The organism is Streptomyces sp. NPDC052721 (assembly GCF_040678315.1).
GTDB lineage: Bacteria > Actinomycetota > Actinomycetes > Streptomycetales > Streptomycetaceae > Streptomyces.
The window spans coordinates 126,301-152,185 of record NZ_JBFATL010000004.1 but is presented as its reverse complement, the minus strand read 5'-3'; the positions used below and the strand labels follow the sequence as shown (position 1 = coordinate 152,185).

Below are 25,885 nucleotides of genomic sequence, written 5' to 3'. Positions count from 1 at the left end.
CCCTTCGGGGACGCCCCGGATCTCCGACGAGCAACCGCTCGCTCGGATACTGACCCCGGTACCTGACACGGCCGGGGCAGACACACAGGAGAAGAACCATGCCGAAGCCCACCAAGGGTGCCCGTCTGGGCGGCAGCGCCGCGCACGAGAAGCTGCTCCTCGCGAACCTGGCGAAGAGCCTCTTCGAGCACGGCCGTATCACCACCACCGAGGCGAAGGCGCGCCGTCTGCGTCCGTACGCCGAGCGTCTGATCACCAAGGCGAAGAAGGGCGACCTTCACAACCGCCGCCAGGTGCTTCAGGTCATCACGGACAAGAGCGTCGTCCACACGCTCTTCACCGAGATCGGCCCGCGGTACGAGAACCGTCCCGGTGGCTACACCCGCATCACCAAGATCGGTAACCGCCGTGGCGACAACGCGCCCATGGCCGTCATCGAGCTGGTCGAGGCGCTGACGGTTGCCCAGCAGGCGACCGGCGAGGCCGAGGCCGCCACCAAGCGTGCGGTCAAGGAGGCCGAGGAGACCAAGGCCGAGGAGACCAAGGTCGAGGAGACCGAGGCTCCCGCCGAGGAGTCCAAGGACGCCTGAGGCTCTGCCTGACGCGGCAAGCGGGTTCGCCCTTCGGGGCGGGCCCGCTTTCGCGTACTTGAGAGGATCCGTACGTGAGTGACGAAGTACAGCCCGGCCATGTCCGTCTCCGCCTCGACCTGTCCTACGACGGCACCGACTTCCACGGCTGGGCCAAGCAGGCCGGTGGCAGGCGGACCGTGCAGGGGGAGATCGAGGACGCCCTGCGCACGGTGACCCGGTCCCGGGAGACGTATGAGCTGACGGTCGCCGGGCGGACCGACGCCGGGGTGCACGCGCGCGGGCAGGTGGCGCACGTGGATCTGCCCGAGGGTGTCTGGCGTGAGCATCACGAGAAGCTGCTCAAGCGGCTCGCCGGCCGGCTGCCGAGGGACGTGCGGGTGTGGGCGCTCAGGGAGGCGCCGAGCGGTTTCAACGCGCGGTTCTCGGCCGTCTGGCGGCGGTACGCGTACCGGGTGACCGACAACCCGGGCGGTGTGGACCCGCTGCTGCGCAACCATGTGCTGTGGCACGACTGGCCGCTCGACGTGGACGCCATGAACGAGGCCGCCCGGGCGCTGCTCGGGGAGCACGACTTCGCCGCCTACTGCAAGAAGCGGGAAGGGGCGACCACGATCCGCACGCTCCAGGAGCTGAGCCTGGTCAGGGGCGATGACGGGATCATCACCGCCACCGTGCGCGCGGACGCCTTCTGCCACAACATGGTGCGGTCGCTGATCGGCGCGCTGCTGTTCGTGGGAGACGGGCACCGGGGGCCGGAGTGGCCCGGGAAGGTGCTGGCAGCGGGGGTGCGGGACTCCGCCGTGCATGTCGTACGGCCGCACGGGCTGACGCTGGAGGAGGTCGGCTATCCGGCCGACGAGCTGCTGGCGGCCCGGAGCAAGGAGGCGCGGAACAAGCGGTCGCTTCCCGGAGTGTCGGGCTGCGAAACCTGTTAGTTACGTTGCATTTCGCTGATCTTATGCCTCATGTCTGGACTTACCGGACGTAACCCTTCTTACCAACTCTTACGCGTTCCATACCTCTCGGATACAGTTGCGCCTCCCGGCCAGACGTTCGACAGGGGTGGCCGGGGTTGGTGGGGGGTCGACGGGCCGGTACGCCCGGGGTTGGACAACGGCATGACATCAGTGGGTTCCGTGCGGACCGGGGGGCGTCGCGCGGCGCGCCAGAGGGGTGGGCGGCGACGGGCCGGGCGGGGCGGTAACCCCGCGCTCGGACTGCTGCCGCTGCCGCCGACGGACCGGGAGAAGTACTCCTACGCGCACCGGCATCTGTGGATCCTGACGATCAGTTCGCTGGTCAGCTTCTGCTGTCTGGTGGTGAGCCAGTTCAAACTGGCCCAGTCCACGCCGGTGCTGTGGATCTACACCCCGCTGCTGGTGTTCACGGTGATCTACTACCTGGTGTCACTGCGGGTGAACGGCTTCACCCGGGACTTCGACATCGCCCACCACCGGCGGCTGGTGCAGAACTGGCGGCCCGAGGTCTACCCGTCCGTCGACGTGTTCCTGCCGGTGTGCGGGGAGCCCATCGAGGTGCTCCACAACACCTGGCGGCACGTGCGGGCGATGGCCGACCGGTACCCCGGAGTCTGCGTGCCGTTCGTGCTGGACGACGGCGCGAGTCCGGAGCTGGCCGCGATGGCCCGGGACTTCGGGTTCCGCTACGGCACCCGGGAGAACCGGGGCTGGTTCAAGAAGGCGGGCAACCTGCACTTCGGCTTCGCCCGGTCCGACGGCGAGTACATCCTCATCCTGGACGCCGACTTCACCCCGCGCGCCGATCTGCTGGAGGAGCTGCTGCCGTACATGGACGGCGATCCCCGGATCGGCATCGTCCAGTCCCCGCAGTACTTCCGGGTGCTCGACTCGCAGAACTGGATCGAGCGCGGCGCGGGCGCGGTGCAGGAGCTGTTCTACCGGTCCGTGCAGGTGTCGCGGCAGGGCAGCGACGGCGCCATCTGTGTCGGTTCCTGCGCGGTCTACCGGCGGGCGGCCCTGGAGACCAACGGCGGCACCACCCTGATCGAGCACTCCGAGGACGTGCACACCGGCTTCGACCTGCGCGGGCTCGGCTGGGACCTGAGGTACGTCCCGGTCGCGGTGTCCACGGGCGTGTGCCCGGACACCGCGGGTGCCTTCTTCAACCAGCAGTACCGCTGGTGCTCGGGCTCGATGAGCCTGCTCGGCAGCCGCAAGTTCTGGCAGGCGAAGATCAGGCTCTCCAGCCGGCTGTGCTACATGTCCGGGTTCTTCTACTACATCCACACCGCGCTGTTCACCTTCGCGGCGCCGGTCATCCCGATCGTGCTGCTGCTGATGATGCCGGAGAAGCTCAAGGTCGAGCATCTGCTCCTGGTGGTGCCCAGCATCCTCTACACCACGATCGTCTTCCCGATGTGGCACCGGGCGCCGTACCGCCTGGAGGCGTGGGCGGCCCGCATGATGTACGGCTGGGCGCACGTCTTCGCCATCTGGGACATCCTGCGCAAGAACCGGATGGGCTGGCAGCCGACCGGTTCCTCCGGCGCCAAGAAGAACAAGACGCGGCGCTTCTGGATCGGCATGTGGGCCTGGAGCGGCGGCACGGCGCTGATCTGGGTCACCGCGGCGGTGTACCGGACCTTCACCATGAACGCCCCGGACTTCGCCCTGATCCTGTCCTCGGGGTTGTTCTACGCGCTGGTCGTGGGCCGGGTCCTGGTCCAGCCGCGCTCGGGGGCGGAGGCCGCCTGATGCGCCTGACGAAACGATTCCGCAGCGGCCGTACGGCCCGACTCCGCAGTGGCCGAACGACCCGCGCCGCCCTGGCCGGCGTCCTCGTCGGCGTCCTCGCGCTCAGCGGCTGCTCGCTGCTCGGCGACGACTCCGGCGACTCGCCGGCGTCCGGCGGCGGCACGTCCGCCCCGCACACCACGGCCGGCGCCGGCCAGGACGTCCCCTATGACGTCACCCCCCTGCTGAAGCCGGCGCGGAAGTACTTCGGCGCCGCGGTGCCGGGCGCGCCGACCTCCATGAAGAACGTCGACGCGTACACGAAGATGACCGGCAAGCAGCCGAACCTGGTCGAGTACTACGCCGGCTGGGGCGACGGCTTCGACGCCACCGGGGTGCGCAACGCCTGGGCCGAGGGCGCGCTGACGCTGATGTCCTGGGAACCCTTCGACACCCCGCTCGCCGACATCGCGGCGGGCGAGTCGGACGCGTACATCAAGAAGTACGCGGCCGCGGTCCGCGAGCTGAACCTGCCCGTGGCGATCGACTTCGCCGACGAGTTCAACGGCCACTGGGAGAAGTGGGGCACGGACGACGTGACCCCGGCCCAGTACGTGGCCGCCTGGCGGCACATCCACCAGACCTTCGTGGACGCGGGCGCCACCAACGTCATCTGGGCCTGGTCGCCCAACATCGTCAACCCGGTCCCGGACGTGAAGCTCGAGCCGTACTACCCGGGCGACGCCTATGTCGACTGGGTCGGGCTGATCGGCTACTTCACCACCGGCGAGGACAACTCCTTCGACGGCGTCTTCGGGACCACACGTGACCGGGTCCGCACCTTCACCAAGAAGCCGATCCTGCTGCTGGAGACCGGCGCCATGCCCGGCGAACGGCGGCGCGCCGACATCCGCAACCTGTTCGCGGGCGTCGCGGCGGACGACGACATGCTCGGTTTCATCTGGTTCAACCACAAGAAGCGCGCCGACTGGCGGCTGGAGGCGAGCCCGCTGGCGCTGAAGGAGTTCAAGCGCCTGGCCGCCGACGACCGGTTCGGCTTCGACGTACGGAAGCCGTCATGAGTTCACGACCCGAGTACTACGTCCCGCAGCCGTACGACCCGTACGCGGACGACGAGCCGCAGGGCGGCTGGTTCAACTCCGACGGCTACGTCCCGCGCCCGCCACAGGGCTACGAGACGCCCCAGGGGCCGGGGCACGAGACACCCCAGGGCTACGACACGCCGCAGGGTCACGACGTCCCCCAGGGCTACGACTACGACCCCCGGACCTATCCGTACCAGCAGCAGGACGACCGGCCGGCGTACGCCCCGCACACGGTGGCCGAGCCGGCGGCGCCCGCCGAGCCCGGGTACACCGTGCCCGAGACGCCCGAGGTCGGCTGGGACATGGCCGCCAGCCGGCGGCGCGCCTGGGTCAGCCGGGCCGTGCTGCTGTTCGTCCTGGCCGTCCAGGCGGTGCTCTCGCTGCGGCTGTCCAACACGGCGTTCCAGGACGAGGCCCTGTACCTGGCCGCCGGCCACGCCGAGCTGCAGCACCTGCTGCACGGCACCCCGCTGCCCATCGACTACGCGGCGTACTTCTCCGGCTCGCCGCAGCTGTACCCGGTGCTCGCCGCCGCCGTCGACGACCGCTTCGGGCTCACCGGGGCCCGCCTCCTGAGCCTGGCCTTCATGCTGGGCACCACCGCGCTGCTGTACTCCTTCACCCGGCGGCTGTTCAACGAGCGGGCCGCGCTGGCCGGCGCGGCGCTGTTCGCCGTGGTGCAGTCGACCGTCGTCATGGGGTACTTCGCCACCTACGACGCCGCCGCGGTGTTCCTGCTGGCCCTGGCCACCTGGATCGTCGTCCGCACCGACCGTGCGCCCGTGGCCGCCGTGCTGCTCGCCGCGCCGGTCGCCGTCCTCGCCGTCGGCGTGAAGTACGCGGCCGCCCTGTACCTGCCGACCATCGTCGTGCTCGCGCTGCTCACCGGCTGGCCGCACAAGGGCGGCAAGGCCTTCCTGCGGATGCTGCTGCTCGCGCTCGGCATCGGCGCCCTGATGGCGGCCGGCATGTACAGCACCGATCTGCTCGCCGGTGTGCGGCAGACCACGACCAACCGCGACCACGGCTCCGACAGCGCCGCCTTCCTGCTCCAGCGGTCGGCCCAGTGGGGCGGGCTGATGTTCCTCACCGCCGTCGGCGGCGCCCTCTCCTATGTGCGGCGCAGCCGGATGAACGAGTCGCCGATCGCCCAGCGGCTCGGCAACCCCGGCTGGCGCTGGCGCGCCCTGCTCGGGCTGGTGCTGTGCGGCACCGCCCTGCTCGCCCCCGCCTACCAGGTGCACCTGGGGACCGTGGTCTCGCTGTTCAAGCACGTCGGCTTCGGCCTGCTGTTCGCCGCGCCGATGGCCGGTGTCGGCGTGACCCGGCTGATCGGGGCCCACTTCCGCTACCCCCAGCTCGGCATCATGCTGTGGACGGCGACGCTCTGCCTCGGGATCTCGCAGGCGGACTGGCGCTTCGGCGTCTGGCCCGACTCCTCGAAGATGATCCAGGTCATCGACTCGCACGTCGACCGCGAGGGCCACTACCTCGCCTCGACGCCCGAGGTCCCCGTCTACTACCTGCGCGAGAAGACCAGCCACCGTCAGTGGCAGGGTGTCTTCGCCCTGGAGTACACGGACAAGAAGGGCACCTACCACAAGGGCGACGCCGCCTATCGCGCGGCACTGCGCGACGGCGAGTTCGACCTGATCGTCCTGGACGGACTCACCAACCCCCGGGTGGACACCGTCGTCGCGGACGCGGTCAAGGGCAATCCGCACTACCGGCTCCTCGCCGACCTGCCCTTCCGCAACTCCAGCGGCACCGGCCACTACCGCATCTGGGTCAAGACCTCCTGACGCACCCGAAGCATCCAAGGCAAGAAAGGCCGTTCCCTTGCGGCTCACCGTCATCGGCACCGGCTACCTCGGTGCCACCCACGCCGCCTGCATGGCGGAACTCGGCCACGACGTGCTCGGCGTCGACGTCGACCCGGAGAAGGTCGCCGCGCTGAACGCCGGCCGCGTGCCCTTCCACGAGCCCGGGCTGCCCGAGCTGATCGCGAAGCACACCGCGAGCGGCCGGCTGCGCTTCACCACCTCCTTCGCTCAGGCCGGGGCCTTCGGCGAGGTGCACTTCGTGTGCGTCGGCACCCCGCAGCGCGCGGACTCCGGCGCCGCCGACCTGAGCCACGTCGACGCCGCCTTCGCCGCCCTCTCCGCGCACGCGGCGCCGGACGCGCTGGTCGTGGGCAAGTCGACCGTGCCGGTCGGTACGGCGCAGCGGCTGGCGCGGACGTACGCCACCGAGGTCGCGTGGAACCCGGAGTTCCTGCGCGAGGGCTTCGCGGTCGAGGACACGCTGCGGCCGGACCGGCTGGTGTTCGGCGTGGACAGCGCCCGCGCCGAGACGATCCTCCGCGCGGTCTACGCCCCGGTCCTCGCCGCCGGCACCCCGCTCGTCACCGCCGACTTCCCGACAGCCGAGCTGGTCAAGACCGCCGCCAACGCCTTCCTCGCCACCAAGATCTCCTTCATCAACGCGATGGCCGAGGTCTGCGAGGCGGCCGGCGGCGATGTGCGCACCCTCGCCGAGGCGCTGGGCCACGACGACCGGATCGGCCCGGAGTTCCTGCGCGCCGGGATCGGCTTCGGCGGCGGCTGCCTGCCGAAGGACATCCGCGCCTTCGCGCACCGCGCCGCCGAGCTGGGCGTTCCGCTCACCTTCCTGCGCGAGGTCGACGCGATCAACATGCGGCGCCGGGACCGGGTGGTGGAGCTGGCCCGCGAACTGTGCGGGTCGGACGTGCTCGGCGCCCGGGTCGCCGTCCTCGGTGCCGCGTTCAAGCCCGGCTCCGACGACATCCGGGACTCGCCCGCGCTGGCCGTGGCGGCCCGGCTGCGGCTGGAGGGCGCCGACGTCACCGTGCACGACCCCGAGGCGATGGACAACGCCCGCAAGGCGTTCCCGCTGCTCGGGTACGCGCTGACCGTGGAGGACGCGCTGCGCGGCGCCGACCTGGTCCTGCATCTCACCGAGTGGCCGCAGTTCCGGGCGATCGACCCGGAGCGGGCGGCGGCGCTGGTGGCCCGCCCCCGGATCGTGGACGGGCGAGGGGTGCTCGACGCGGACCGCTGGGCCGTGGCGGGCTGGCGGTTCCGGGCGCTGGGCACCCCGGCGCCCGCGGGGGAGGGACACTGATGGCACAGGACGAGCTGCCGGTCACCGTGGTGATGCCGACGTACAACGAGGCGGCGAACCTGCCGGGGATGGCCGAGGCGGTGCTCGGGCTGCCGCTGGAGGCGCTGCACCTGAAGATCGTCGACGACTCCAGCCCGGACGGCACCGGGCGGATCGCCGAGGAGCTGGCGGCGCGGTACAACAGCGGCGGGCGGCGCCGGATGAGCGTGCTGCACCGCACCGAGAAGGACGGGCTGGGGCGGGCGTACACGGCCGGGATGTCCGCCGCGCTGGCGGAGGGCGCCGCGTACGTCGTCCAGATGGACGCCGACGGCAGCCACCCGGTGGAGGCCGTGCCCCGCATGCTGGAGGCGGCCCTCGCCTCCGGCGCCGGACTCGTCGTGGGCAGCCGGTACGTCGAGGGCGGCTCGCTGGACGAGCGGTGGGGCGCGCACCGGGCGCTGCTGTCCCGCTTCGCCAACCGGTACGCGCGCGCCGTCCTCGGCACCGAGATCCAGGACATCACGGCCGGCTTCAACCTGTGGTCGGCGGCGACCCTCAGGGACGTGGACCTGTCGTCCCTGGACAGCGCGGGTTACAGCTTCCAGGTGGAGCTGAAGTACAAGGCCGTACGCGCCGGGCACACGGCCGTGGAGATCCCGATCCGGTTCGCCGAGCGCACGGAGGGTGCCTCCAAGATGACCCTGCGCACACAGCTGGAGTCGGCCGTGGTGCCGCTGCGGCTACGGCTGAAGCGGCAGTAGGCGCGCCCGGCTACCGGGCGGCGGCCGAGGCCTGGACCTGGCCGCGGCGGTGGATCTGGTTCGCGGTGAACTGGGCGAGGTCGTTGCCGGCGCCGAAGACCTTGGTGTCCTTGGTGGTGACGTCCCTGCCGCTGGTGAAGCCGGAGATCGTGAAGTAGGCGTAGCGGCCGTAGGCGTTCCTGGTCGAGCGGCAGAACGCGCCGTCGCAGAAAGGCTTGACGCCCTTGCCGAACAGCGAGCGCACGATGCTCTGGTCGTTCGTCTGGGCCTTGGCCTTGGCGGCCTGGGCCGCGTCGTCGAAGACGGCGACGCCGACGGTGACCGCGATGCCGCCGTTGGTGTAGGTCACGCGCATCAGGCGGGTGCAGCCGTTGCCGGTGAGGATCTTGGGGAGGGTGCCGCCGGCGGCGGTGGCACAGCTCTTGGTGTCGGCCGTCAGGCCCTTCTTGTACACCGTGCCGCCCATGGTCAGCTGCGTGCCCGGGAACAGGGTGTCCGGGCTCAGCGGGGCCGTGTCCTTCTTGGCGCTGGAGATGAAGTCCTCGGGGTCCAGCGGCGGCGGCGCGCTGGTGGGCGCGAAGGACGGCGTCGCGGTGCCCGTGCCGGGCAGCGAGGCGCTGGCGGGCAGGTTGCTGGGACCGGCCTCGGGGTCACCGCCGTTCGCGGAGACGACGGCCATGGCGACCGCGGTGCCTATCGCCACGGTGGCGAGCGCTCCGCCGGCTGTGAACAGCAGCTTGCGGCGCTTGTTCCGTGTCTCGGAGGCCTCGGCGAGCGCGGCCCAGTCCGGGGTCCCGTCGTCGGTGCCGCTGTTCCACGGCTGCTGGGATTGCGGTTTCCAGGGATCCCACTGAGACTGGGGTCCCCCCTGCCCGTTACTCATGGGGCGCATCTTAGACGGGGGGCCGGTGGTGCGGGGTCCGTCCGGCGGCCTGCCTCGTTTTGACCCGTCCGGGGGCTGCCCGGTACTCTACTTCTTCGTTGTGTATTGGCTTGCTCATTCTCACGGGACGGGCCCTTACACCGGTCCACCGGGCCGATGACCAGCGACCCCACGCACGCGGTTTGCGTCGCCGCCGTGGGTCAAGGCTGTCGTGATCGTTTCGGTGACCTTGTTTAGGACCATTCACTCGAAGCGAAGGCTACGAACCGTGCGTACGTACAGCCCCAAGCCCGGCGATGTGACGCGCCAGTGGCACGTCATCGACGCTCAGGACGTTGTCCTGGGTCGTCTCGCCACCACCGCTGCGACCCTCCTCCGGGGCAAGCACAAGCCGATCTACGCGCCGCACGTCGACGCTGGTGACTTCGTCATCATCATCAACGCCGACAAGGTGCACCTGTCCGGCAACAAGCGGACCCAGAAGATGGCGTACCGCCACTCCGGTTACCCGGGTGGTCTGCGCTCCGTCCGCTACGACGAGCTGCTCGACAAGAACCCCGAGAAGGCCATCGAGAAGGCCGTCAAGGGCATGCTCCCCAAGAACTCCCTGGGCCGTCAGATGCTCTCGAAGCTGAAGGTCTACAAGGGTGACCAGCACCCGCACGCCGCCCAGCAGCCGGTGCCGTTCGAGATCACCCAGGTCGCGCAGTAAGTCCGGCCACCCCCTAAGACTGAAGAGAATCTGAGGAGAATCGTGGCCGAGACCACTGCCGAGCAGCCGCTCGAAGAGCTTGACATCGACAGCTACACCACCGAGTCCGAGGTCCCCGTCGAGGGCGAGTACACCTCGGAGTCCCTGGCCTCCCGCTTCGGCGAGCCGCAGCCGGCCGCCGGCCTGGGCCGCCGCAAGAACGCCATCGCCCGCGTCCGGATCGTCCCGGGCACCGGCAAGTGGAAGATCAACGGTCGCACCCTCGAGGACTACTTCCCGAACAAGGTGCACCAGCAGGAAGTCAACGAGCCGTTCAAGGTCCTGGAGCTCGAGGGCCGTTACGACGTCATCGCCCGCATCGCGGGTGGCGGTGTCTCCGGTCAGGCCGGTGCGCTCCGTCTCGGTGTCGCCCGTGCGCTGAACGAGGCCGACGTCGACAACAACCGCGGCCCGCTGAAGAAGGCCGGCTTCCTCAAGCGCGACGACCGTGCGGTCGAGCGCAAGAAGGCCGGTCTGAAGAAGGCCCGCAAGGCCCCGCAGTACAGCAAGCGCTAACCAGCAGCTGCCTGCTCGTACTCCGAACGCCCCGGCGGCACGCCACTTGTGCCGTCGGGGCGTTCGTTTATCCCCGCCAAGGGCGTATAACGACACAAGACGCTCAAAGGCTTGTGTGATCGGATCTCATGGCGTCTGCCATCATTCCCGGCAGCAAGGACGCTTCCTCAGGAGGACAAGTGGGACGACTCTTCGGCACGGACGGCGTGCGCGGTGTCGCCAACGCGGATCTGACGGCCGAGATGGCGCTCGGCCTCTCCGTCGCCGCGGCGCACGTGCTGGCCGAGGCGGGCACCTTCGAGGGCCACAAGCCGACGGCGGTGGTCGGACGGGACCCGCGCGCGTCCGGGGAGTTCCTGGAAGCGGCGGTGGTCGCCGGCCTGGCCAGCGCGGGCGTGGACGTCCTGCGCGTCGGCGTGCTGCCGACGCCGGCGGTGGCACACCTGACCGGAGCGCTCGGCGCCGACCTCGGCGTGATGCTCTCCGCCAGCCACAACGCCATGCCGGACAACGGCATCAAGTTCTTCGCGCGCGGCGGCCACAAACTCGCCGACGAGCTGGAGGACCGGATCGAGGCGGTCTACGACGCCCACCGGCACGGCGAGCCGTGGGAGCGGCCGACGGGTGCCGGGGTGGGGCGCATCCGGTCGTACGAGGAGGGCTCCGAGCAGTACGTCGCCCACCTGCTCGCGGTGCTGCCCAACCGGCTCGACGGGCTGAAGATCGTTCTGGACGAAGCGCACGGCGCGGCCTCGGGGGTCTCGCCGGAGGCGTTCGCCCGGGCCGGTGCCCAGGTCGTCACGATCGGCGCCGAGCCGGACGGCCTCAACATCAACGAGGGCTGCGGCTCGACCCACCTGGACAAGCTCAAGGCCGCCGTCGTCGAGCACGGCGCGGACCTCGGCATCGCGCACGACGGCGACGCCGACCGCTGCCTGGCCGTCGACCACACCGGTGAGGAGGTCGACGGCGACCAGATCCTCGCCGTGCTCGCGCTGGCGATGAGGGAGCATTCCGCACTGCGCTCCGACACCGTCGTCGCGACCGTGATGTCCAACCTCGGCTTCAAGCTGGCCATGGAGCGCGCGGGCATCCACCTCGTGCAGACGGCCGTGGGCGACCGGTATGTGCTGGAGGAGATGAAGGAGCACGGATACGCCCTCGGCGGCGAGCAGTCCGGGCACGTCATCGTCCTCGACCACGCGACCACCGGTGACGGCACGCTGACCGGGCTGCTGCTGGCGGCGCGGGTCGCGGAGACCGGCCGTACGCTGCGGGAGCTGGCCTCCGTCATGGAACGGCTGCCGCAGGTGCTGATCAACGTGCCCGACGTGGACAAGTCGCGGGTGCGTACGTCGGCCGACCTGGCCGCCGCCGTGTCCGAGGCCGAGCGGGAACTCGGGGAGACGGGGCGGGTGTTGCTGCGTCCTTCGGGTACCGAGCCGTTGGTGCGGGTGATGGTCGAGGCCGCCGACATCGAGCAGGCTCGGTCCGTCGCCGGGCGGCTGGCCGACGCCGTGAAGTCCGCGCTGGGTTAGTGCCGGGTTCGGGGCGCGCGGACCTGTGCGTCGCGGGCTGCGGCTTCGCCGTGGTTGATCGCGCAGGTCCCCGCGCCCCTCGGTCGGTTCCGCCGGCCTCAGCCGAGACGTTGCCGTTGTCTGGCCCAGAAGTACTTCTGGGTCAGCAGGGTGAGCGTTCCCGCCAGGACGATGCCCAGCAGGTTCAGCAGGAGCTGGGCCGTCGAGCCGCTCGTCTGGGACGTGTCGCCGTAGGCCAGCGCGACCGCCGCGTTGGCGGCGGCCGGGACCGTGGTCACCGAGATGGCGACGCCCACCAGCGCGCCCGACTTGGCGGAGGTCAGGGACAGCGTGCCGGCGATGCCGGCGAGGACCGCGACGATGAGCGAGAAGGCGTCGGGGGCGTACACGAAGGCCGTGTTGGGGCGCTCGCCCTCCAGGTCCGAGCGGTGGAAGAGCCCGATGGCGTCCATGAACAGGGTGAAGCCGACCGTCACCGCCATCGCCAGCGCGAAGCCCACCAGCAGCGCGGTCAGTGAGCGCCATGCCAGGCGTGGACGGCGTCGCACCAGGGCCGTGCAGATGCCGGCGAGCGGGCCGAACTCCGGTCCCACCGCCATCGCGCCCACGATCAGGATCGCGTTGTCCAGCACGACACCGCAGGCCGCGATCATCGTGGCCAGGGTGATGAAGGCCGCGTAGGTGACCGACAGCGTCGACTCCTCGTGGGTGGCCTCGGTCAGGCCCTCCCACAGCACCGCGTCCGCGCCCTCCCCCGGTGCCTCCTCCTCCGCCCGGTCGGCCCGCCGGGACAGGGAGAGGTCGATGGTCTCCATGGCGATCGAGCCGGTGTCGTCCAGGCCGAGGCGCCGTAGCCCGGCGATGAGTTGGTCGCCCGCCTCGCGGGCCACGTCGCACAGGACGACATCTCCGGCGGGGTCGCGGGCGGCGCCGGGCAGGACCACCAGGTGGGTGGTGCCGACCGTCGTCTCGATCAGACGGACCACCTCGTCGGTCCGCTCCGCCGGGGTGATCAGGCGCAGATGCAGCATGGCGCCCATCTAACCGGTACCGCTACAGCTTGCGGAGTCTGAGGCGCTGGACCTTGTGGTCCTGGCCCTTGCGGAGGATGAGGGTGGCCCGGCCCCGGGTCGGGGCGATGTTCTCGACCAGGTTGGGCTTGTTGATGGTCCGCCAGAGCGTACGGGCGTAGTCCAGTGCCTCTTCCTCGGAGACCTGGGTGTACTTGCGGAAGTACGAGTTCGGGTTCTGGAACGCCGTCCGGCGCAGCTTCTTGAAGCGGTTGAGGTACCAGCTCTCGATGTCGTCGGCGCTCGCGTCGACGTACACGCTGAAGTCGAAGTAGTCGGCGAGACCGACCCGGGTGCGGCCGTCCTTGCCGGGCAGGGCGGGCTGCAGGACGTTCAGGCCCTCCACGATCAGGATGTCCGGGCGGCGGACGGTGAGCTTCTCGCCGGGCACGATGTCGTAGATGAGGTGCGAGTAGACCGGCGCGGACACCTCGCCCTTGCCGGCCTTGATGTCGGCGACGAAACGGGTGAGGGCCCGGCGGTCGTAGGACTCGGGGAAGCCCTTGCGCGACATCAGGCCGCGGGCCTCCAACTCCCGGGTGGGCAGCAGGAAGCCGTCCGTCGTGACCAGCTCCACGCGCGGGTGCTCGGGCCAGCGGGAGAGCAGGGCCTGGAGCAGGCGGGCGACCGTGGACTTCCCCACGGCGACCGAGCCGGCGACCCCTATGACGAACGGGGTGCCGGACTGGGAGCCCTTCTCCCCGAGGAAGGTGTTCAGCGCGCCCCGGAGGCCGTCCGTGGCGCCGACGTAGAGATTGAGGAGCCGGGAGAGCGGAAGGTAGATGTCCCGCACCTCGTCCAGGTCGATGACGTCACCGAGGCCGCGGAGCTTCTCCACCTCCTCGGCGGTGAGCGGCAGCGGCGTCTTGTCGCGCAGCGCGCTCCACTCGGCGCGGGTGAGATCGACGTAGGGAGTCGCCTCCGGCCTGTGCCGGTGGGCGCTCCGGGGCATCGAGGAGACCGGTGAGATCACAGTCCATTGTTAACGGAGTTCGAACGGCACGGCGGGTGGGGTCCGTCACGCAGGACGTCCCGGCCGTCACAGGGCCTTCGTACGACGGTGGGAATTTCCGATTTCGGGCAGGCGGAGGCCGTTTTTGATCGTTGTCGGCCCGTAGGCTGCCGCTCATGTGCGGAATCGTGGGATACGTAGGGTCGCAGTCGGCGCTCGATGTCGTGATGGCCGGGCTGAAGCGGCTGGAGTACCGGGGGTACGACTCGGCGGGTGTCGCCGTACTGGCGGACGGCGGACTGGCCGCCGCGAAGAAGGCCGGGAAGCTGCTCAACCTGGAGAAGGAACTGGTCGAACGGCCCCTGCCGGCCGGCTCGACCGGCATCGGCCACACGCGCTGGGCCACGCACGGCGGCCCCACGGACGCCAACGCGCACCCGCACCTCGACAACGCGGGCCGGGTCGCGGTGGTCCACAACGGCATCATCGAGAACTTCGCGGTGCTGCGCGCCGAACTGGCCGAGCGCGGCCATGAGCTGAACTCCGAGACGGACACGGAGGTCGTCGCCCATCTGCTGGCCGAGGAGTTCTCGGCGACCGCCGACCTCGCCGAGGCGATGCGGCTGGTGTGCCGGCGGCTGGAGGGCGCGTTCACGCTGGTCGCGGTGCACGCCGACGATCCGGACGTGGTGGTGGGCGCCCGCCGGAACTCCCCGCTGGTGGTGGGCGTCGGAGAGGGTGAGGCGTTCCTGGCCTCCGACGTCGCCGCGTTCATCGCCCACACGCGGTCGGCCATCGAGCTGGGCCAGGACCAGGTGGTGGAGCTGCGGCGCGACGGCGTCACGGTGACGGGCTTCGACGGCCGCCCGGCCGAGGTCCGCTCCTACCACGTGGACTGGGACGCCTCGGCGGCCGAGAAGGGGGGGTATGACTACTTCATGCTCAAGGAGATCGCCGAACAGCCCAAGGCGGTCGCCGATACGCTGCTCGGCCGCATCGACCCGTCCGGCTCGCTGACCCTGGACGAGGTGCGCATCAGCCCCTCCGAGCTGCGCGAGATCGACAAGGTCGTCATCGTGGCGTGCGGTACGGCCTTCCACGCGGGCCTGATCGCCAAGTACGCCATCGAGCACTGGACGCGCATCCCGTGCGAGGTGGAGCTGGCCAGCGAGTTCCGCTACCGGGACCCGATCCTGGACGGGCAGTCGCTGGTGATCGCCATCTCCCAGTCCGGCGAGACCATGGACACCCTGATGGCGCTCCGGCACGCCCGCGAGCAGGGCTCGAAGGTGCTGGCGATCTGCAACACCAACGGCTCGACGATCCCGCGCGAGTCGGACGCGGTGCTGTACACGCACGCGGGCCCCGAGGTCGCCGTCGCCTCCACGAAGGCGTTCCTGACCCAGCTGGTCGCCTGCTACCTGGTCGCGCTGTACCTGGGCCAGGTACGGGGCACCAAGTGGGGCGACGAGATCCAGGCGGTCATCAAGGACCTGTCCCGCATCTCGGAGGAGGTCGAGCGGGTCCTGGAGACCATGGAGCCGGTGCGGGCGCTGGCGCGGACGCTGGCCGACAAGGACACGGTGCTGTTCCTCGGCCGGCACGTGGGCTACCCGGTGGCCCTCGAAGGCGCGCTCAAGCTGAAGGAACTGGCCTACATGCACGCCGAGGGGTTCGCCGCCGGCGAGCTGAAGCACGGCCCGATCGCGCTGATCGAGGAGGACGTGCCGGTGGTCGTCGTCGTCCCGTCCCCGCGCGGCCGGTCCGTCCTGCACGACAAGATCGTCTCCAACATCCAGGAGATCAGGGCGCGGGGCGCGCGGACCATCGTGATCGCGGAGGAGGGCGACGAGACGGTCGTCCCGTACGCCGACCACCTGATCCGCGTCCCGGCCACGCCCACCCTGCTGCAGCCGCTGGTGGCCACGGTCCCGCTCCAGGTCTTCGCCTGCGAGCTGGCCACGGCCCGGGGCAACGAGGTGGACCAGCCCCGCAACCTGGCCAAGTCGGTGACGGTGGAATGAGGAGACAGGGCTTCGTCAGTGGACGGAGAAGCCGCCGTCCACGTGGATCGACTGGCCCGTGATGTAGGCGGAGGCGCGGCCGGCCAGGAACACGGCCGCGCCCGCGAAGTCCTCGGCGAGACCGTTGCGGCCGGCCATCGTGCGAGCGGCCAGGGCCGCCACCTTCTCGGGGTCGGCCTGCAGCCGCCTGTTGAGCGGGGTCAGCACGAAACCCGGCACCAGGGTGTTGCAGGTGACGCCGTGCGGTGACCAGGCCTCGGCCTGGGAGCGGGCCAGGGACTCCAGACCCCCCTTGGAGACGCCGTAGGCGCCGCTCTGCACGAACGCGCGGTGCGCCTGCTGGGAGGTGACGTGGATGATCCGCCCGAAGCCCCGCTCGGCCATGCCGGGGCCGAACCGCTGACCGAGCAGGAACGGGGCCTCCAGGTTCACCGCCATGGTGGTGTCCCAGACGTCCTCGCCCAACTCGTCCATCGGCGGACGGAGGTTGATCCCGGCGGAGTTGACGAGGATGTCCGGCTCACCGAAGACCGCCGCGGCCTCCTCCGCCGCCGCGCGCACGCCGTCGCGGATACCCAGGTCACCGCTGACCCAGGCCGCCCGGCAGCCCTCCGCCACCAACTCGTCCACGGTGGCGGCCAGTTCCGTCTTCCGCCGCGCCACGATCACCACGCTCGCCCCGGCCCGGGCCAGCGCCCCGGCGATGGCCCGCCCGATACCGGAACTGCCTCCGGTCACCACGGCGACACGGCCGTCCAGGGAGAAGAGACCGGAGAGATAGGCATGCGACGACGTCATGCCGGAAGCGTAGAGCGCGCACGCCGGCCGCCGTGCGGCGGCCGGCGTCCGACGTGGTGTCGCCGTGTCCCTGGTCACCGGGGTCGTAGGGTGCTCGGCATGAGCATCATCGGGGTGGGCATCGACGTTGCCGAGATCGACCGGTTCCGGGCGTCCCTGGAGCGGACGCCGGGCCTGGCCGACCGGTTGTTCGTGGAGCGGGAGCTGCTGCTGCCCAGCGGGGACAGGCGCGGCATCGCCTCGCTCGCGGCCCGGTTCGCCGCCAAGGAGGCGCTGGCGAAGGCGCTGGGCGCGCCGCCGGGGCTGCAGTGGACCGACGCCGAGGTGTACGTGGAGGACACCGGGCAGCCACGGTTGCGGGTGAAGGGGACCGTGGCCGCGCGGGCCGCCGAGCTGGGCGTGCGGGCCTGGCATGTGTCGCTCAGTCACGACGCCGGCGTGGCCTCGGCCGTGGTGGTCGCCGAGGGCTGACCGGTCCCTCGCCCGGGTGTGGGCGATGGGGGTTACGGGGCAGACTCGGTGCCATGCGTACTGCGTACAGCGTGGAGACGGTAAGGGCCGCCGAACGGGCGCTGATGGCACGGCTGCCGGAGGGCGCGCTGATGCAGCGGGCCGCCGCCGGGCTGGCCGCCGCCTGCGCCGAACTGCTCGGGCGGGTGTACGGCAGCCGGGTGGTGCTGCTCGTCGGCAGCGGCGACAACGGCGGGGACGCCCTCTACGCGGGGGCCCGGCTGGCCCGGCGCGGCGCCGGGGTGACGGCCGTCCTGCTGACGCCCGGACGGGCCCATGGCGGGGGGCTGGCGGCCCTGCGGCGGGCGGGCGGCACGATCGCCACCGCGGACTCCGCCGCCTGTACGGACGAACTGGTCCTGCGGGCCGACCTGGTGGTGGACGGGATCGTCGGGATCGGGGGCAAGGGCGGGCTGCGGCCGGACGCCGAGCGGCTCGCCGGGGTGGTGGCGCGGTCCCGGGCCTCCGTCGTGGCCGTGGACCTGCCCAGCGGCGTCGACGCGGACACCGGGGAGGTGCGGGGGGCCGCGCTGCGGGCCGACCTGACCGTCACCTTCGGCGCGTACAAGCCCGGGCTGCTGGTGGATCCCGCGCGGGAGTACGCGGGAGTGGTGCGGCTCGTCGACATCGGTCTCGAACCGCCGCCCGCCGACGCCGTACTGGAGGCCCTGCAACACGCCGACGTGGCACGGCTGTTGCCGCTGCCGACGGCGGAGAGCGACAAGTACCGGCGCGGGGTGGTCGGGATCGCCGCCGGGTCGGCCCGTTATCCGGGGGCGGCCGTGCTGGCGGTGTCGGGCGCGCTGCGGGGCGGGGCCGGGGCCGTACGGTACGTCGGGCCGGCCGGGGACGCGGTCATCGCCCGCTTCCCCGAAACCCTCGTCTCCGACGCCGGGCCCGCGAAGGCCGGGCGCGTGCAGGCCTGGGTGGTCGGGCCCGGCGCCGGGGACGACGCGGCCACCGTCGCCGAGGTGCTGGAGGCGGACGTACCGGTGCTGCTGGACGCGGACGGGCTGCGGCTGGCCGACCGGGACGCGGTGCGGCGGCGTACCGCGCCGACGCTGATGACCCCGCACGCGGGGGAGGCCGCCGCGTTGCTGGGGGTGCGGCGCGAGGAGGTCGAGATGGCCCGGCTGTCCGCGGTGCGGGAGCTGGCGGCGGCGTACCGGGCGACCGTGCTGCTGAAGGGGTCGACGACACTGGTCGCCGACTTCGCGGGCGGACCGGCGCGGGTGAACGCCACGGGAACGCCGTGGCTGGCCACGGCCGGGAGCGGGGACGTGCTGTCCGGGCTGGCGGGGTCCTTGCTGGCGGCAGGGCTGGGGGCGGCGGACGCGGGGAGCGTGGCGGCGTACCTGCACGGGCTGGCCGGGCGGTTCGCCGCGGAGGGCGCACCTACGGGGGCACATGACGTGGCGTCACACATTCCGGAGGCGTGGAGGGACGTACGGGACTGACCGGTGCCGCTTCCCTCCGGGTGCGGTGCGGTCGACGGGGGCGACTCCCTGGTGGCGTGGGGAGCTGTGCGAGCGGCCCCCGCGCACCTGTGGCCCGGTGTCGGCCGGAGGTCTGACGGCGGGACGGCTCGGCCTCGCCTTGTGCGGGGTCGCTCCCGGCCGGGCGGTGCGGCGCGGTCGACGGGGGTGCGATTTCCTGCGGGTGCGGGGAGGCCTGCGAGTGGCCCTCGTGCACCCGCGCGCCCGGGGTCGGTCGCAGGTTTGACGGTGTGACGGCTCGGCCTCGCCCTGTGTGGGGCTGCTCCCGGCCGGGCGGTGCGGTGCGGCGCGGTCGACGGGGGCAACTCCTGGGGTGTGGGGAGCGCGCGAGTGGCCCGGCGTGCGCCCGTGCGCCCGGTGGCGGTCGGGGGTCTGGCGGCGGGGTGACCCGGCCCACGCCCCGTGCGGGGTGGCTCTGAGAGACTGGGGGCGCGATGAGTGAGACAGCAGCTGTGCCGACCGCCGCCCTGCGCGCCCGCGCCGAGATCGATCTGGGTGCCCTGCGCGCCAATGTGCGGGCCCTGCGCGCCCGGGCCGAGGGCGCCGCCGTGATGGCCGTCGTCAAGTCCGACGGATACGGCCACGGCGCGGTGCCGTGTGCCCGCGCCGCCCTCGCGGCGGGCGCGAGCTGGCTCGGCACGGCCACGGCCGAGGAAGCCCTCGCGCTGCGCGCGGCCGGGCTGCCCGGCCGCATCCTGTGCTGGCTGTGGGTGCCGGGCGGGCCCTGGCGGCAGGCGATCGAGGCCGACATCGACGTCTCGTTGAGCGGCATGTGGGCCCTGCGGGAGGCCGTCGAGGCCGCCCGGGCGGCGGGGCGCCCCGCCCGTGTGCAGCTCAAGGCCGACACCGGACTCGGACGCAACGGCTGCCAGCCGGGGGAGGACTGGTCCGAGCTGGTCGGCGCCGCCCTGCGCGCGGAGGCCGAGGGGCTGGTCCGTGTCACCGGAGTGTGGTCGCACTTCGCGTGCGCAGACGAGCCGGGGCATCCGTCCATCGCCGCCCAGCTCACCCGCTTCCGGGAGATGCTGGCGTACGCCGAGGGACAGGGCGTACGGCCCGAGGTGCGGCACATCGCCAACTCGCCGGCCACCCTCACGCTGCCCGAGTCCCACTTCGACCTGGTCCGCACGGGCATCGCCCTGTACGGCGTCTCGCCCAGCCCGGAGCTGGGCACCCCGGCGGACTTCGGGCTGCGCCCGGTGATGACGCTCAGCGCCTCGCTGGCCCTGGTCAAGCGCACCCCGGCCGGGCACGGCGTCAGCTACGGCCATCACTACGTCACCCCCGGCGAGACCACGCTCGGTCTGGTGCCGGTCGGCTACGCGGACGGCATCCCGCGGCACGCCTCGGGCACCGGCCCGGTGCTGGTCGGCGGCAAGTGGCGGACGATCGCCGGGCGGGTCGCCATGGACCAGTTCGTGGTGGACCTGGGCGGTGACGAACCCCCGGTGGGCAGCGAGGCCGTGCTGTTCGGGCCCGGTGACCGCGGTGAGCCCACGGCCGAGGACTGGGCGCAGGCCTGCGGCACGATCGCGTACGAGATCGTGACACGCATCGGAACGCGCGTTCCCCGCGTCTATGTGAACGGGCCTGCGTGAACGGGCCTGCGTGAACGGGTCTGTGTGATCGCGTCCATGTGACCGCATTCATGTGAACGCGCAAGAACTCGGGTAACCCGTTCCGCGGCGGCACCCATCCAGGCGAACTGCAGTACGGCGAAGAGGAGCGGTACGTGAGCGAGAGCAGCGCGGAGGTCGTGGCGGACGTCGTCGCCTCGGCGGCCGCCGCGTCCGCCGCGGGGGCGGCCGGGAGCTGGCGCAGGGCGACCGGCATCGCCGGTGCCGCGATAGGCGTGCTCGCCGCGGGAGCGGCGGCCGGTGTCGCCATCGAGCGGATGACGGTGGGGCGCGGGATGCGCCGCAGGGCCCGGCTGGCGCTGGACTCGGCGGGCCCGTACGGCACCCTGCGCGGCACCCCCGGCAAGGCGTACGCCGACGACGGCACCGAGCTGTACTACGAGGTCGACGAGGTCGAGCCCGACGCCGGCCCGAACGTCTCGCCGCGCCGGCGCCGGCTCTTCGGCCGCAAGGCGCCCGCCCCGGTCACCGTCGTCTTCTGCCACGGCTACTGCCTCAGCATGGACTCCTGGCACTTCCAGCGGGCGGCCCTGCGCGGGGTCGTACGGACCGTGCACTGGGACCAGCGCAGCCACGGGCGGTCCGGCCGGGGCGTGGCCCAGACCCGGGACCGGGAGCCCGTCACCATCGACCAGCTCGGCCGTGATCTGAAGGCCGTCCTCGACGCCGCCGTACCGGACGGGCCCGTGGTGCTGGTCGGTCACTCGATGGGCGGCATGACCATGATGGCCCTCGCGGCGCAGTACCCCGAGCTGATCCGGGACCGGGTCGTCGCCACCGCTTTCGTCGGGACGTCGTCCGGGCGGCTCGGCGAGGTCAACTTCGGGCTGCCGGTGGCCGGCGTCAACGCGGTCCGCCGGATCCTCCCCGGGGTGCTGAAGGCGCTCGGGCAGCAGGCGGAGTGGGTGGAGAAGGGGCGCCGGGCCACCGCCGACCTGTTCGCCGGGATCATCAAGCGGTACTCGTTCGCGGGCCGGGACGTCGACCCGGCCGTGGAACGCTTCGCCGAGCGGATGATCGAGTCGACGCCGATCGACGTGGTCGCCGAGTTCTACCCGGCCTTCACCGACCACGACAAGACGGGAGCGCTCGTCTGCTTCCGGGACATGCCGGTGCTCGTGCTGGCCGGCGTCCAGGACCTGGTCACACCCAGCGAGCACAGCGAGGCCATCGCCGACCTGCTGCCCGACGCCGAGCTGGTGCTCGTGCCGGACGCCGGGCACCTGGTGATGCTGGAGCATCCTGAAGTGGTCACCGACCGCCTCGCCGACCTGCTCACCCGCGCGGGTGCGGTGCCCGCAGGGGCTACCGTAAGTGGCTATGGAAGCACCAGCAGCACCGCACAACCCCGCTGAGACCCAGCTGACCGTCACCTCCCCGGAGCAGATGCGGGAGCTGGGCCGCCGACTGGCCAAGCTGCTGCGCGCGGGCGACCTCGTGATGCTCACCGGCGAGCTGGGCGCGGGCAAGACCACGCTGACCCGCGGGCTCGGTGAGGGCCTCGGCGTGCGCGGCGCGGTCACCTCGCCGACCTTCGTGATCGCCCGGGTGCACCCGTCCCTCGGTGACGGCCCGCCCCTGGTGCACGTCGACGCCTACCGGCTCTCCGGCGGCCTGGACGAGATGGAGGACCTGGATCTCGACGTCTCGCTGCCCGACTCGGTGATCGTCGTGGAATGGGGCGAGGGCAAGGTCGAGGAGCTGACCGAGGACCGCCTCCAGGTGGTGATCCACCGCGCGGTCGGCGACACCACCGACGAGGTGCGGCACGTGACGGTGACCGGCCTGGGCGAACGCTGGTCCGAGGCGGATCTGGAGACGCTGTCCGGCTGAGACCGCCGACACGTTCCGACAAGCCGTCGGCAAGATATTGCGCAGGACATCCCGGGCGTGGTGACATGGGGGCCAGCCCGTACTTAGGTGTGCCTAAGTGCGTCCGCCCCCGCAGCTCAGGAGGCGTCCCATGCCCGCAGCGCAACCGGTGTCCATGCGTGATCTGCTGGCGGCCTGCGCCGCGGCGAACGCCCTCTCCCGGCCGCCGCGGCCCGAGCGCCCGGAAGGGGTTCGGGGCCGTGCCGGACATGCGGCTGCCGCCGCGGGGGCACGCCCGGCCGCGACGAACCCGCAGCCGCCCGACACCACGTCCCGGCACGGGGATTAGCGGATCACCACGACCTTCACGCCGATCGTCGCGAAGTTCCACATGGCGTCCCCGTCCGCCCGCGTCTCCCGGATGCCGCCCGTCTTCACGCCGGAGTCGGTCGCCATGCCCTCGGCGCCGCTGTTCACCGCCGCGCTGAACCCGATGGCCACCCCGTCCACGCTGGTGAACCGGACCACGTGCTCGATGGGGATGCTGTCGGTGCCGGTGGCCGTGTTGGAGCGGGACGTGACCCAGTACGTGCCGACCGGCGGATCGACGCTGCCCGGCCGCACCGGGAAGGTGCGCTGCACCCGGTTCCCGGGGGTGACCAGCCAGACCCGGTCGTCGTCCACCGAGTACACGACCCGTTCACCCGTTCCGGAGCCGCTCGGCAGGGCGCTCGGGTGGTGCCGGTCCCGGGGCGCCTTGGACGTGGGCGTCGCGTGCACCGCCGGCCCCGCACCCAGGCTCGCCGGAACGGTCGCCTGGGCCCGGTAGGCGAGGAAACCGACCGTTCCCAGCGCCGCCGCGGTGAGGGCGGCCACGATCCCCGAGCTGGTCCCTGCCACCTGCGCCACCTCTGCCTCGCGCCGTTATTTGGTGCATATGTCGTACTTCGTACAGACGGTAGCAGTCGGTGACCGTCCGTCCCGGACGACCCTGCGGGCGGCGCGGGAGCCGTAGGCTGTTCGCGTGCTCTTGCTCGCTCTGGATACCGCAACACCCGCCGTCACCGTCGCCCTGCACGACGGAACCGACGTCATCGCCTCGTCGAGCCAGGTGGACGCGCGCCGGCACGGAGAGCTGCTGCTGCCGGCCGTCGACCGGGTCCTCGCCGAGGCCGGACTGAAGCTGGAGGCCGTCACCGGGATCGTCGTCGGCACCGGGCCCGGCCCCTACACCGGTCTGCGTGTCGGACTGATGACCGCAGACACCTTCGGCCTCGCGCTCGGCGTCCCCGTGCACGGCGTGTGCACGCTCGACGGCCTCGCCTACGCCGCCGACATCGACAAGGGCCCCTTCGTCGTGGCGACCGACGCCCGGCGCAAGGAGGTCTACTGGGCCACGTACGCAGACTCCCGGACCCGGCTGACCGGCCCGGCCGTCGACCGCCCGGCCGACATCGCCGAGCAGGTCGCGGGCCTTCCGGCGGTCGGCGCCGGCGCGCTGCTCTACCCGGACACGTTCCCGCGCGCCCACGAGCCCGAGCACGTGTCCGCCGCCGCCCTCGCCTCGCTCGCCGCGGAGAAGCTGGCCGCGGGCGAGGAACTCACGGCGCCCCGGCCGCTGTACCTGCGCCGGCCGGACGCCCAGGTCCCCAAGAACTACAAGGTGGTCACCCCCAAGTGACACAGCCGGCACCCCCCCGACTGCGCGAGATGCGCTGGTGGGACATCGACCCGGTCCTGGAGCTGGAGCGGGACCTGTTCCCCGAGGACGCCTGGTCCCGGGGCATGTTCTGGTCCGAGCTGGCCCACTCCCGGGGCCCCGAGGCCACCCGCTGCTATCTCGTCGCCGAGTCCGCCGACGGCCGGATCGTCGGGTACGCCGGCCTGGCCGCCGCCGGTGACCTGGCCGACGTGCAGACCATCGCCGTCGCCCGCGACCACCAGGGCACCGGCCTCGGTGCCCGCCTGCTGACCGAGCTGCTGCGCGCCGCGACCGCGTTCGAGTGCCACGAGGTGATGCTCGAATGCAGGGTGGACAACCTCCCCGCCCAGAAGCTCTACGAGCGTTTCGGCTTCACCCCCATCGGCTTCCGGCGCGGCTACTACCAGCCGGGCAATGTGGACGCCCTGGTGATGCGCCTGACCACGGAACCCGGCAGCGGCTCGGCCGCCGGCTCCGCCCCCGTACAAGGAACCGATATCCATGACTGACGAACCTCTCGTCCTCGGCATCGAGACCTCCTGCGACGAGACCGGCGTCGGCATCGTCCGCGGCACCACCCTGCTGGCGGACGCCGTCGCCTCCAGCGTCGACGAGCACGCCCGCTTCGGCGGTGTCGTGCCGGAGGTGGCGTCCCGGGCGCACCTGGAGGCCATGGTCCCCACCATCGACCGCGCGTTGAAGGAGGCGGGGGTCAGCGCCAAGGACCTGGACGGCATCGCGGTCACCGCGGGCCCCGGCCTCGCGGGCGCCCTGCTCGTCGGCGTCTCGGCGGCCAAGGCGTACGCCTACGCGCTCGGCAAGTCCCTGTACGGCGTCAACCACCTCGCCTCGCACATCTGCGTGGACCAGCTGGAGCACGGCCCGCTGCCCGAGCCGACGATGGCCCTGCTGGTCTCCGGCGGCCACTCCTCGCTGCTGCTGTCGGCGGACATCACGTCGGACGTGCGGCCGATGGGCTCGACCATCGACGACGCGGCCGGCGAGGCCTTCGACAAGATCGCCCGCGTGCTGAACCTGGGCTTCCCCGGCGGCCCGGTCATCGACCGGTACGCCAAGGAGGGCGACCCGGAGGCCATCGCCTTCCCGCGCGGCCTGACAGGCCCGCGCGACCCGGCGTACGACTTCTCCTTCTCCGGCCTGAAGACCGCCGTGGCCCGCTGGATCGAGGCCAGGCGCGCGGCCGGCGAGGAGGTCCCGGTCCGTGACGTGGCCGCCTCCTTCCAGGAGGCCGTCGTCGACGTACTGACCCGCAAGGCCGTCCGTGCCTGCAAGGACGAGGGCGTGGACCACCTGATGATCGGCGGCGGTGTGGCGGCCAACTCCCGGCTGCGCGCCCTCGCCCAGGAGCGCTGCGAGGCGGCCGGCATCCGGCTGCGCGTGCCGCGCCCCAAGCTGTGCACGGACAACGGCGCGATGGTGGCCGCGCTCGGCGCCGAGATGGTCGCCCGTGACCGGGCCGCGTCCAGCTGGGACCTGTCGGCCGATTCCTCCCTGCCGGTGACCGACCCGCATGTGCCCGGCCACGACCACGACCATGTGCACGAGATCAGCAAGGAGAACCTCTACTCGTGACCGTCGCCCTGATGTGGGAGGCCCGGGCGGCCGAGGGCCGGGGCGCGGACCTGCTGGCCTGGGTGCGCGAACAGCCCCTCGCCGCCGAGCCGTTGCGCCGCGAGACCTTCCGCGCGCCGCAGGACCGGGTGCTGGTCATCACGTGGTGGGACGCGCCGTACGACGCCCCGCTCCCCGAACTGCCGGAGCCGGGCCAGGAGTTGGTGACCCGGGCCGTGCACCGGTGGCGGTTCGAGGCGGTGACGGAGGGCTGAGTTGGGGAAACGGCCCCGACTGCGCTATGATCATCACACAGCGAACGGC

The 25,885-nt window shown here is 71.9% G+C and carries 25 protein-coding genes; 20 read left to right on the top strand and 5 right to left on the bottom strand.

The annotated features are described in order from the left end of the window. Positions 1-98 precede the first annotated feature (98 nt). The 7 genes from rplQ to AB0L21_RS05855 all read left to right on the top strand — a co-directional run bounded on the left by rplQ (position 99) and on the right by AB0L21_RS05855 (position 8,300). Positions 99-590 carry a 50S ribosomal protein L17 gene (gene rplQ, locus AB0L21_RS05885; protein WP_365704587.1) on the top strand — a complete coding sequence of 164 codons (492 nt, stop codon included), beginning with the start codon at positions 99-101 and terminating at the stop codon, positions 588-590. A gap of 74 nt (positions 591-664) precedes the next feature. Then, positions 665-1,528 carry a tRNA pseudouridine(38-40) synthase TruA gene (gene truA / locus AB0L21_RS05880; protein ID WP_365704589.1) on the top strand — a complete coding sequence of 288 codons (864 nt, stop codon included), beginning with the start codon at positions 665-667 and terminating at the stop codon, positions 1,526-1,528. A gap of 381 nt (positions 1,529-1,909) precedes the next feature. Then, positions 1,910-3,328 (top strand): glycosyltransferase family 2 protein, encoded by a 1,419-nt coding sequence (locus AB0L21_RS05875; protein ID WP_365704677.1) that lies wholly within the window; start codon positions 1,910-1,912, stop codon positions 3,326-3,328. Then, the gene (locus tag AB0L21_RS05870) at positions 3,328-4,389 is read left to right on the top strand and encodes a glycosyl hydrolase (RefSeq protein ID WP_365782463.1); all 1,062 of its coding nucleotides are present in this window, start codon (positions 3,328-3,330) and stop codon (positions 4,387-4,389) included. The genes AB0L21_RS05875 and AB0L21_RS05870 overlap by 1 nt, the downstream gene beginning before the upstream one ends. Continuing rightward, positions 4,386-6,215, top strand: a complete 1,830-nt coding sequence (locus AB0L21_RS05865) for a glycosyltransferase family 39 protein (RefSeq protein ID WP_365782461.1) — start codon at positions 4,386-4,388, stop codon at positions 6,213-6,215. The genes AB0L21_RS05870 and AB0L21_RS05865 overlap by 4 nt, the downstream gene beginning before the upstream one ends. Before the next feature lie 37 nt (positions 6,216-6,252). Further along, positions 6,253-7,557 carry a UDP-glucose/GDP-mannose dehydrogenase family protein gene (locus AB0L21_RS05860; RefSeq protein ID WP_365704595.1) on the top strand — a complete coding sequence of 435 codons (1,305 nt, stop codon included), beginning with the start codon at positions 6,253-6,255 and terminating at the stop codon, positions 7,555-7,557. Beyond that, positions 7,557-8,300 carry a polyprenol monophosphomannose synthase gene (locus tag AB0L21_RS05855; protein ID WP_365704597.1) on the top strand — a complete coding sequence of 248 codons (744 nt, stop codon included), beginning with the start codon at positions 7,557-7,559 and terminating at the stop codon, positions 8,298-8,300. The genes AB0L21_RS05860 and AB0L21_RS05855 overlap by 1 nt, the downstream gene beginning before the upstream one ends. Before the next feature lie 10 nt (positions 8,301-8,310). Here AB0L21_RS05855 and AB0L21_RS05850 read toward each other — a convergent pair whose 3' ends face one another. Continuing rightward, positions 8,311-9,183 (bottom strand): hypothetical protein, encoded by an 873-nt coding sequence (locus AB0L21_RS05850; protein WP_365782459.1) that lies wholly within the window; start codon positions 9,181-9,183, stop codon positions 8,311-8,313. 268 nt (positions 9,184-9,451) lie between these two features. On the opposite strand from AB0L21_RS05850, the gene rplM reads away from it, so the two are divergent. The 3 genes from rplM (at position 9,452) to glmM (ending at position 11,988) form a co-directional block, all read left to right on the top strand. After that, positions 9,452-9,895, top strand: a complete 444-nt coding sequence (gene rplM / locus AB0L21_RS05845) for a 50S ribosomal protein L13 (RefSeq protein WP_014674395.1) — start codon at positions 9,452-9,454, stop codon at positions 9,893-9,895. A gap of 42 nt (positions 9,896-9,937) precedes the next feature. Continuing rightward, positions 9,938-10,450 (top strand): 30S ribosomal protein S9, encoded by a 513-nt coding sequence (gene rpsI, locus AB0L21_RS05840; protein WP_103812805.1) that lies wholly within the window; start codon positions 9,938-9,940, stop codon positions 10,448-10,450. Positions 10,451-10,629: 179 nt separating this feature from the next. Next, positions 10,630-11,988 carry a phosphoglucosamine mutase gene (gene glmM / locus AB0L21_RS05835; RefSeq protein WP_365704601.1) on the top strand — a complete coding sequence of 453 codons (1,359 nt, stop codon included), beginning with the start codon at positions 10,630-10,632 and terminating at the stop codon, positions 11,986-11,988. Positions 11,989-12,086: 98 nt separating this feature from the next. Here the strand turns inward: glmM and AB0L21_RS05830 are convergent, their stop codons facing one another. Beyond that, on the bottom strand, positions 12,087-13,019 hold the full coding sequence (locus AB0L21_RS05830; RefSeq protein ID WP_365782458.1) for a DUF389 domain-containing protein: 933 nt from the start codon (positions 13,017-13,019) through the stop codon (positions 12,087-12,089). 22 nt (positions 13,020-13,041) lie between these two features. Next, entirely contained in the window at positions 13,042-14,031 is a 990-nt protein-coding gene (gene coaA, locus AB0L21_RS05825; protein ID WP_365704605.1) for a type I pantothenate kinase, read from the bottom strand. 155 nt (positions 14,032-14,186) lie between these two features. Between coaA and glmS the strand changes: the two genes are divergently transcribed. Further along, the gene (glmS, locus tag AB0L21_RS05820) at positions 14,187-16,034 is read left to right on the top strand and encodes a glutamine--fructose-6-phosphate transaminase (isomerizing) (protein ID WP_365782457.1); all 1,848 of its coding nucleotides are present in this window, start codon (positions 14,187-14,189) and stop codon (positions 16,032-16,034) included. A gap of 15 nt (positions 16,035-16,049) precedes the next feature. Here the strand turns inward: glmS and AB0L21_RS05815 are convergent, their stop codons facing one another. Continuing rightward, a complete protein-coding gene (locus AB0L21_RS05815) occupies positions 16,050-16,832 on the bottom strand; it encodes an SDR family oxidoreductase (RefSeq protein WP_365704609.1) in 783 nt (260 codons plus the stop codon). Positions 16,833-16,931: 99 nt separating this feature from the next. Here AB0L21_RS05815 and AB0L21_RS05810 point away from each other — a divergent pair, with 99 nt between their 5' ends. The 5 genes from AB0L21_RS05810 (at position 16,932) to tsaE (ending at position 22,308) form a co-directional block, all read left to right on the top strand. Further along, positions 16,932-17,303: a holo-ACP synthase gene (locus tag AB0L21_RS05810; protein ID WP_103812811.1), complete on the top strand. Its 372-nt coding sequence runs from the start codon at positions 16,932-16,934 to the stop codon at positions 17,301-17,303. 53 nt (positions 17,304-17,356) lie between these two features. After that, positions 17,357-18,799 carry an NAD(P)H-hydrate dehydratase gene (locus tag AB0L21_RS05805; protein ID WP_365782455.1) on the top strand — a complete coding sequence of 481 codons (1,443 nt, stop codon included), beginning with the start codon at positions 17,357-17,359 and terminating at the stop codon, positions 18,797-18,799. A gap of 473 nt (positions 18,800-19,272) precedes the next feature. Then, on the top strand, positions 19,273-20,436 hold the full coding sequence (gene alr / locus AB0L21_RS05800; protein ID WP_365782453.1) for an alanine racemase: 1,164 nt from the start codon (positions 19,273-19,275) through the stop codon (positions 20,434-20,436). A gap of 134 nt (positions 20,437-20,570) precedes the next feature. Further along, positions 20,571-21,830 carry an alpha/beta hydrolase gene (locus AB0L21_RS05795; protein WP_365704615.1) on the top strand — a complete coding sequence of 420 codons (1,260 nt, stop codon included), beginning with the start codon at positions 20,571-20,573 and terminating at the stop codon, positions 21,828-21,830. After that, on the top strand, positions 21,796-22,308 hold the full coding sequence (gene tsaE / locus AB0L21_RS05790) for a tRNA (adenosine(37)-N6)-threonylcarbamoyltransferase complex ATPase subunit type 1 TsaE (protein ID WP_365704617.1): 513 nt from the start codon (positions 21,796-21,798) through the stop codon (positions 22,306-22,308). The genes AB0L21_RS05795 and tsaE overlap by 35 nt, the downstream gene beginning before the upstream one ends. 324 nt (positions 22,309-22,632) lie before the next feature. Here the strand turns inward: tsaE and AB0L21_RS05785 are convergent, their stop codons facing one another. Next, the gene (locus tag AB0L21_RS05785) at positions 22,633-23,187 is read right to left on the bottom strand and encodes a hypothetical protein (RefSeq protein ID WP_365704619.1); all 555 of its coding nucleotides are present in this window, start codon (positions 23,185-23,187) and stop codon (positions 22,633-22,635) included. Between the two features lie 124 nt (positions 23,188-23,311). Here AB0L21_RS05785 and tsaB point away from each other — a divergent pair, with 124 nt between their 5' ends. The 4 genes from tsaB to AB0L21_RS05765 are packed head-to-tail and all read left to right on the top strand — an operon-like array spanning position 23,312 to position 25,836. Next, a complete protein-coding gene (gene tsaB / locus AB0L21_RS05780) occupies positions 23,312-23,968 on the top strand; it encodes a tRNA (adenosine(37)-N6)-threonylcarbamoyltransferase complex dimerization subunit type 1 TsaB (protein ID WP_365704621.1) in 657 nt (218 codons plus the stop codon). A gap of 29 nt (positions 23,969-23,997) precedes the next feature. Then, the gene (rimI, locus tag AB0L21_RS05775) at positions 23,998-24,498 is read left to right on the top strand and encodes a ribosomal protein S18-alanine N-acetyltransferase (protein WP_365704679.1); all 501 of its coding nucleotides are present in this window, start codon (positions 23,998-24,000) and stop codon (positions 24,496-24,498) included. Beyond that, a complete protein-coding gene (gene tsaD, locus AB0L21_RS05770; RefSeq protein ID WP_365782451.1) occupies positions 24,491-25,582 on the top strand; it encodes a tRNA (adenosine(37)-N6)-threonylcarbamoyltransferase complex transferase subunit TsaD in 1,092 nt (363 codons plus the stop codon). Before rimI ends, tsaD begins: the two co-directional genes overlap by 8 nt. After that, a complete protein-coding gene (locus AB0L21_RS05765; protein ID WP_365782449.1) occupies positions 25,579-25,836 on the top strand; it encodes a hypothetical protein in 258 nt (85 codons plus the stop codon). Before tsaD ends, AB0L21_RS05765 begins: the two co-directional genes overlap by 4 nt. The last annotated feature ends 49 nt before the right edge of the window (positions 25,837-25,885 follow it).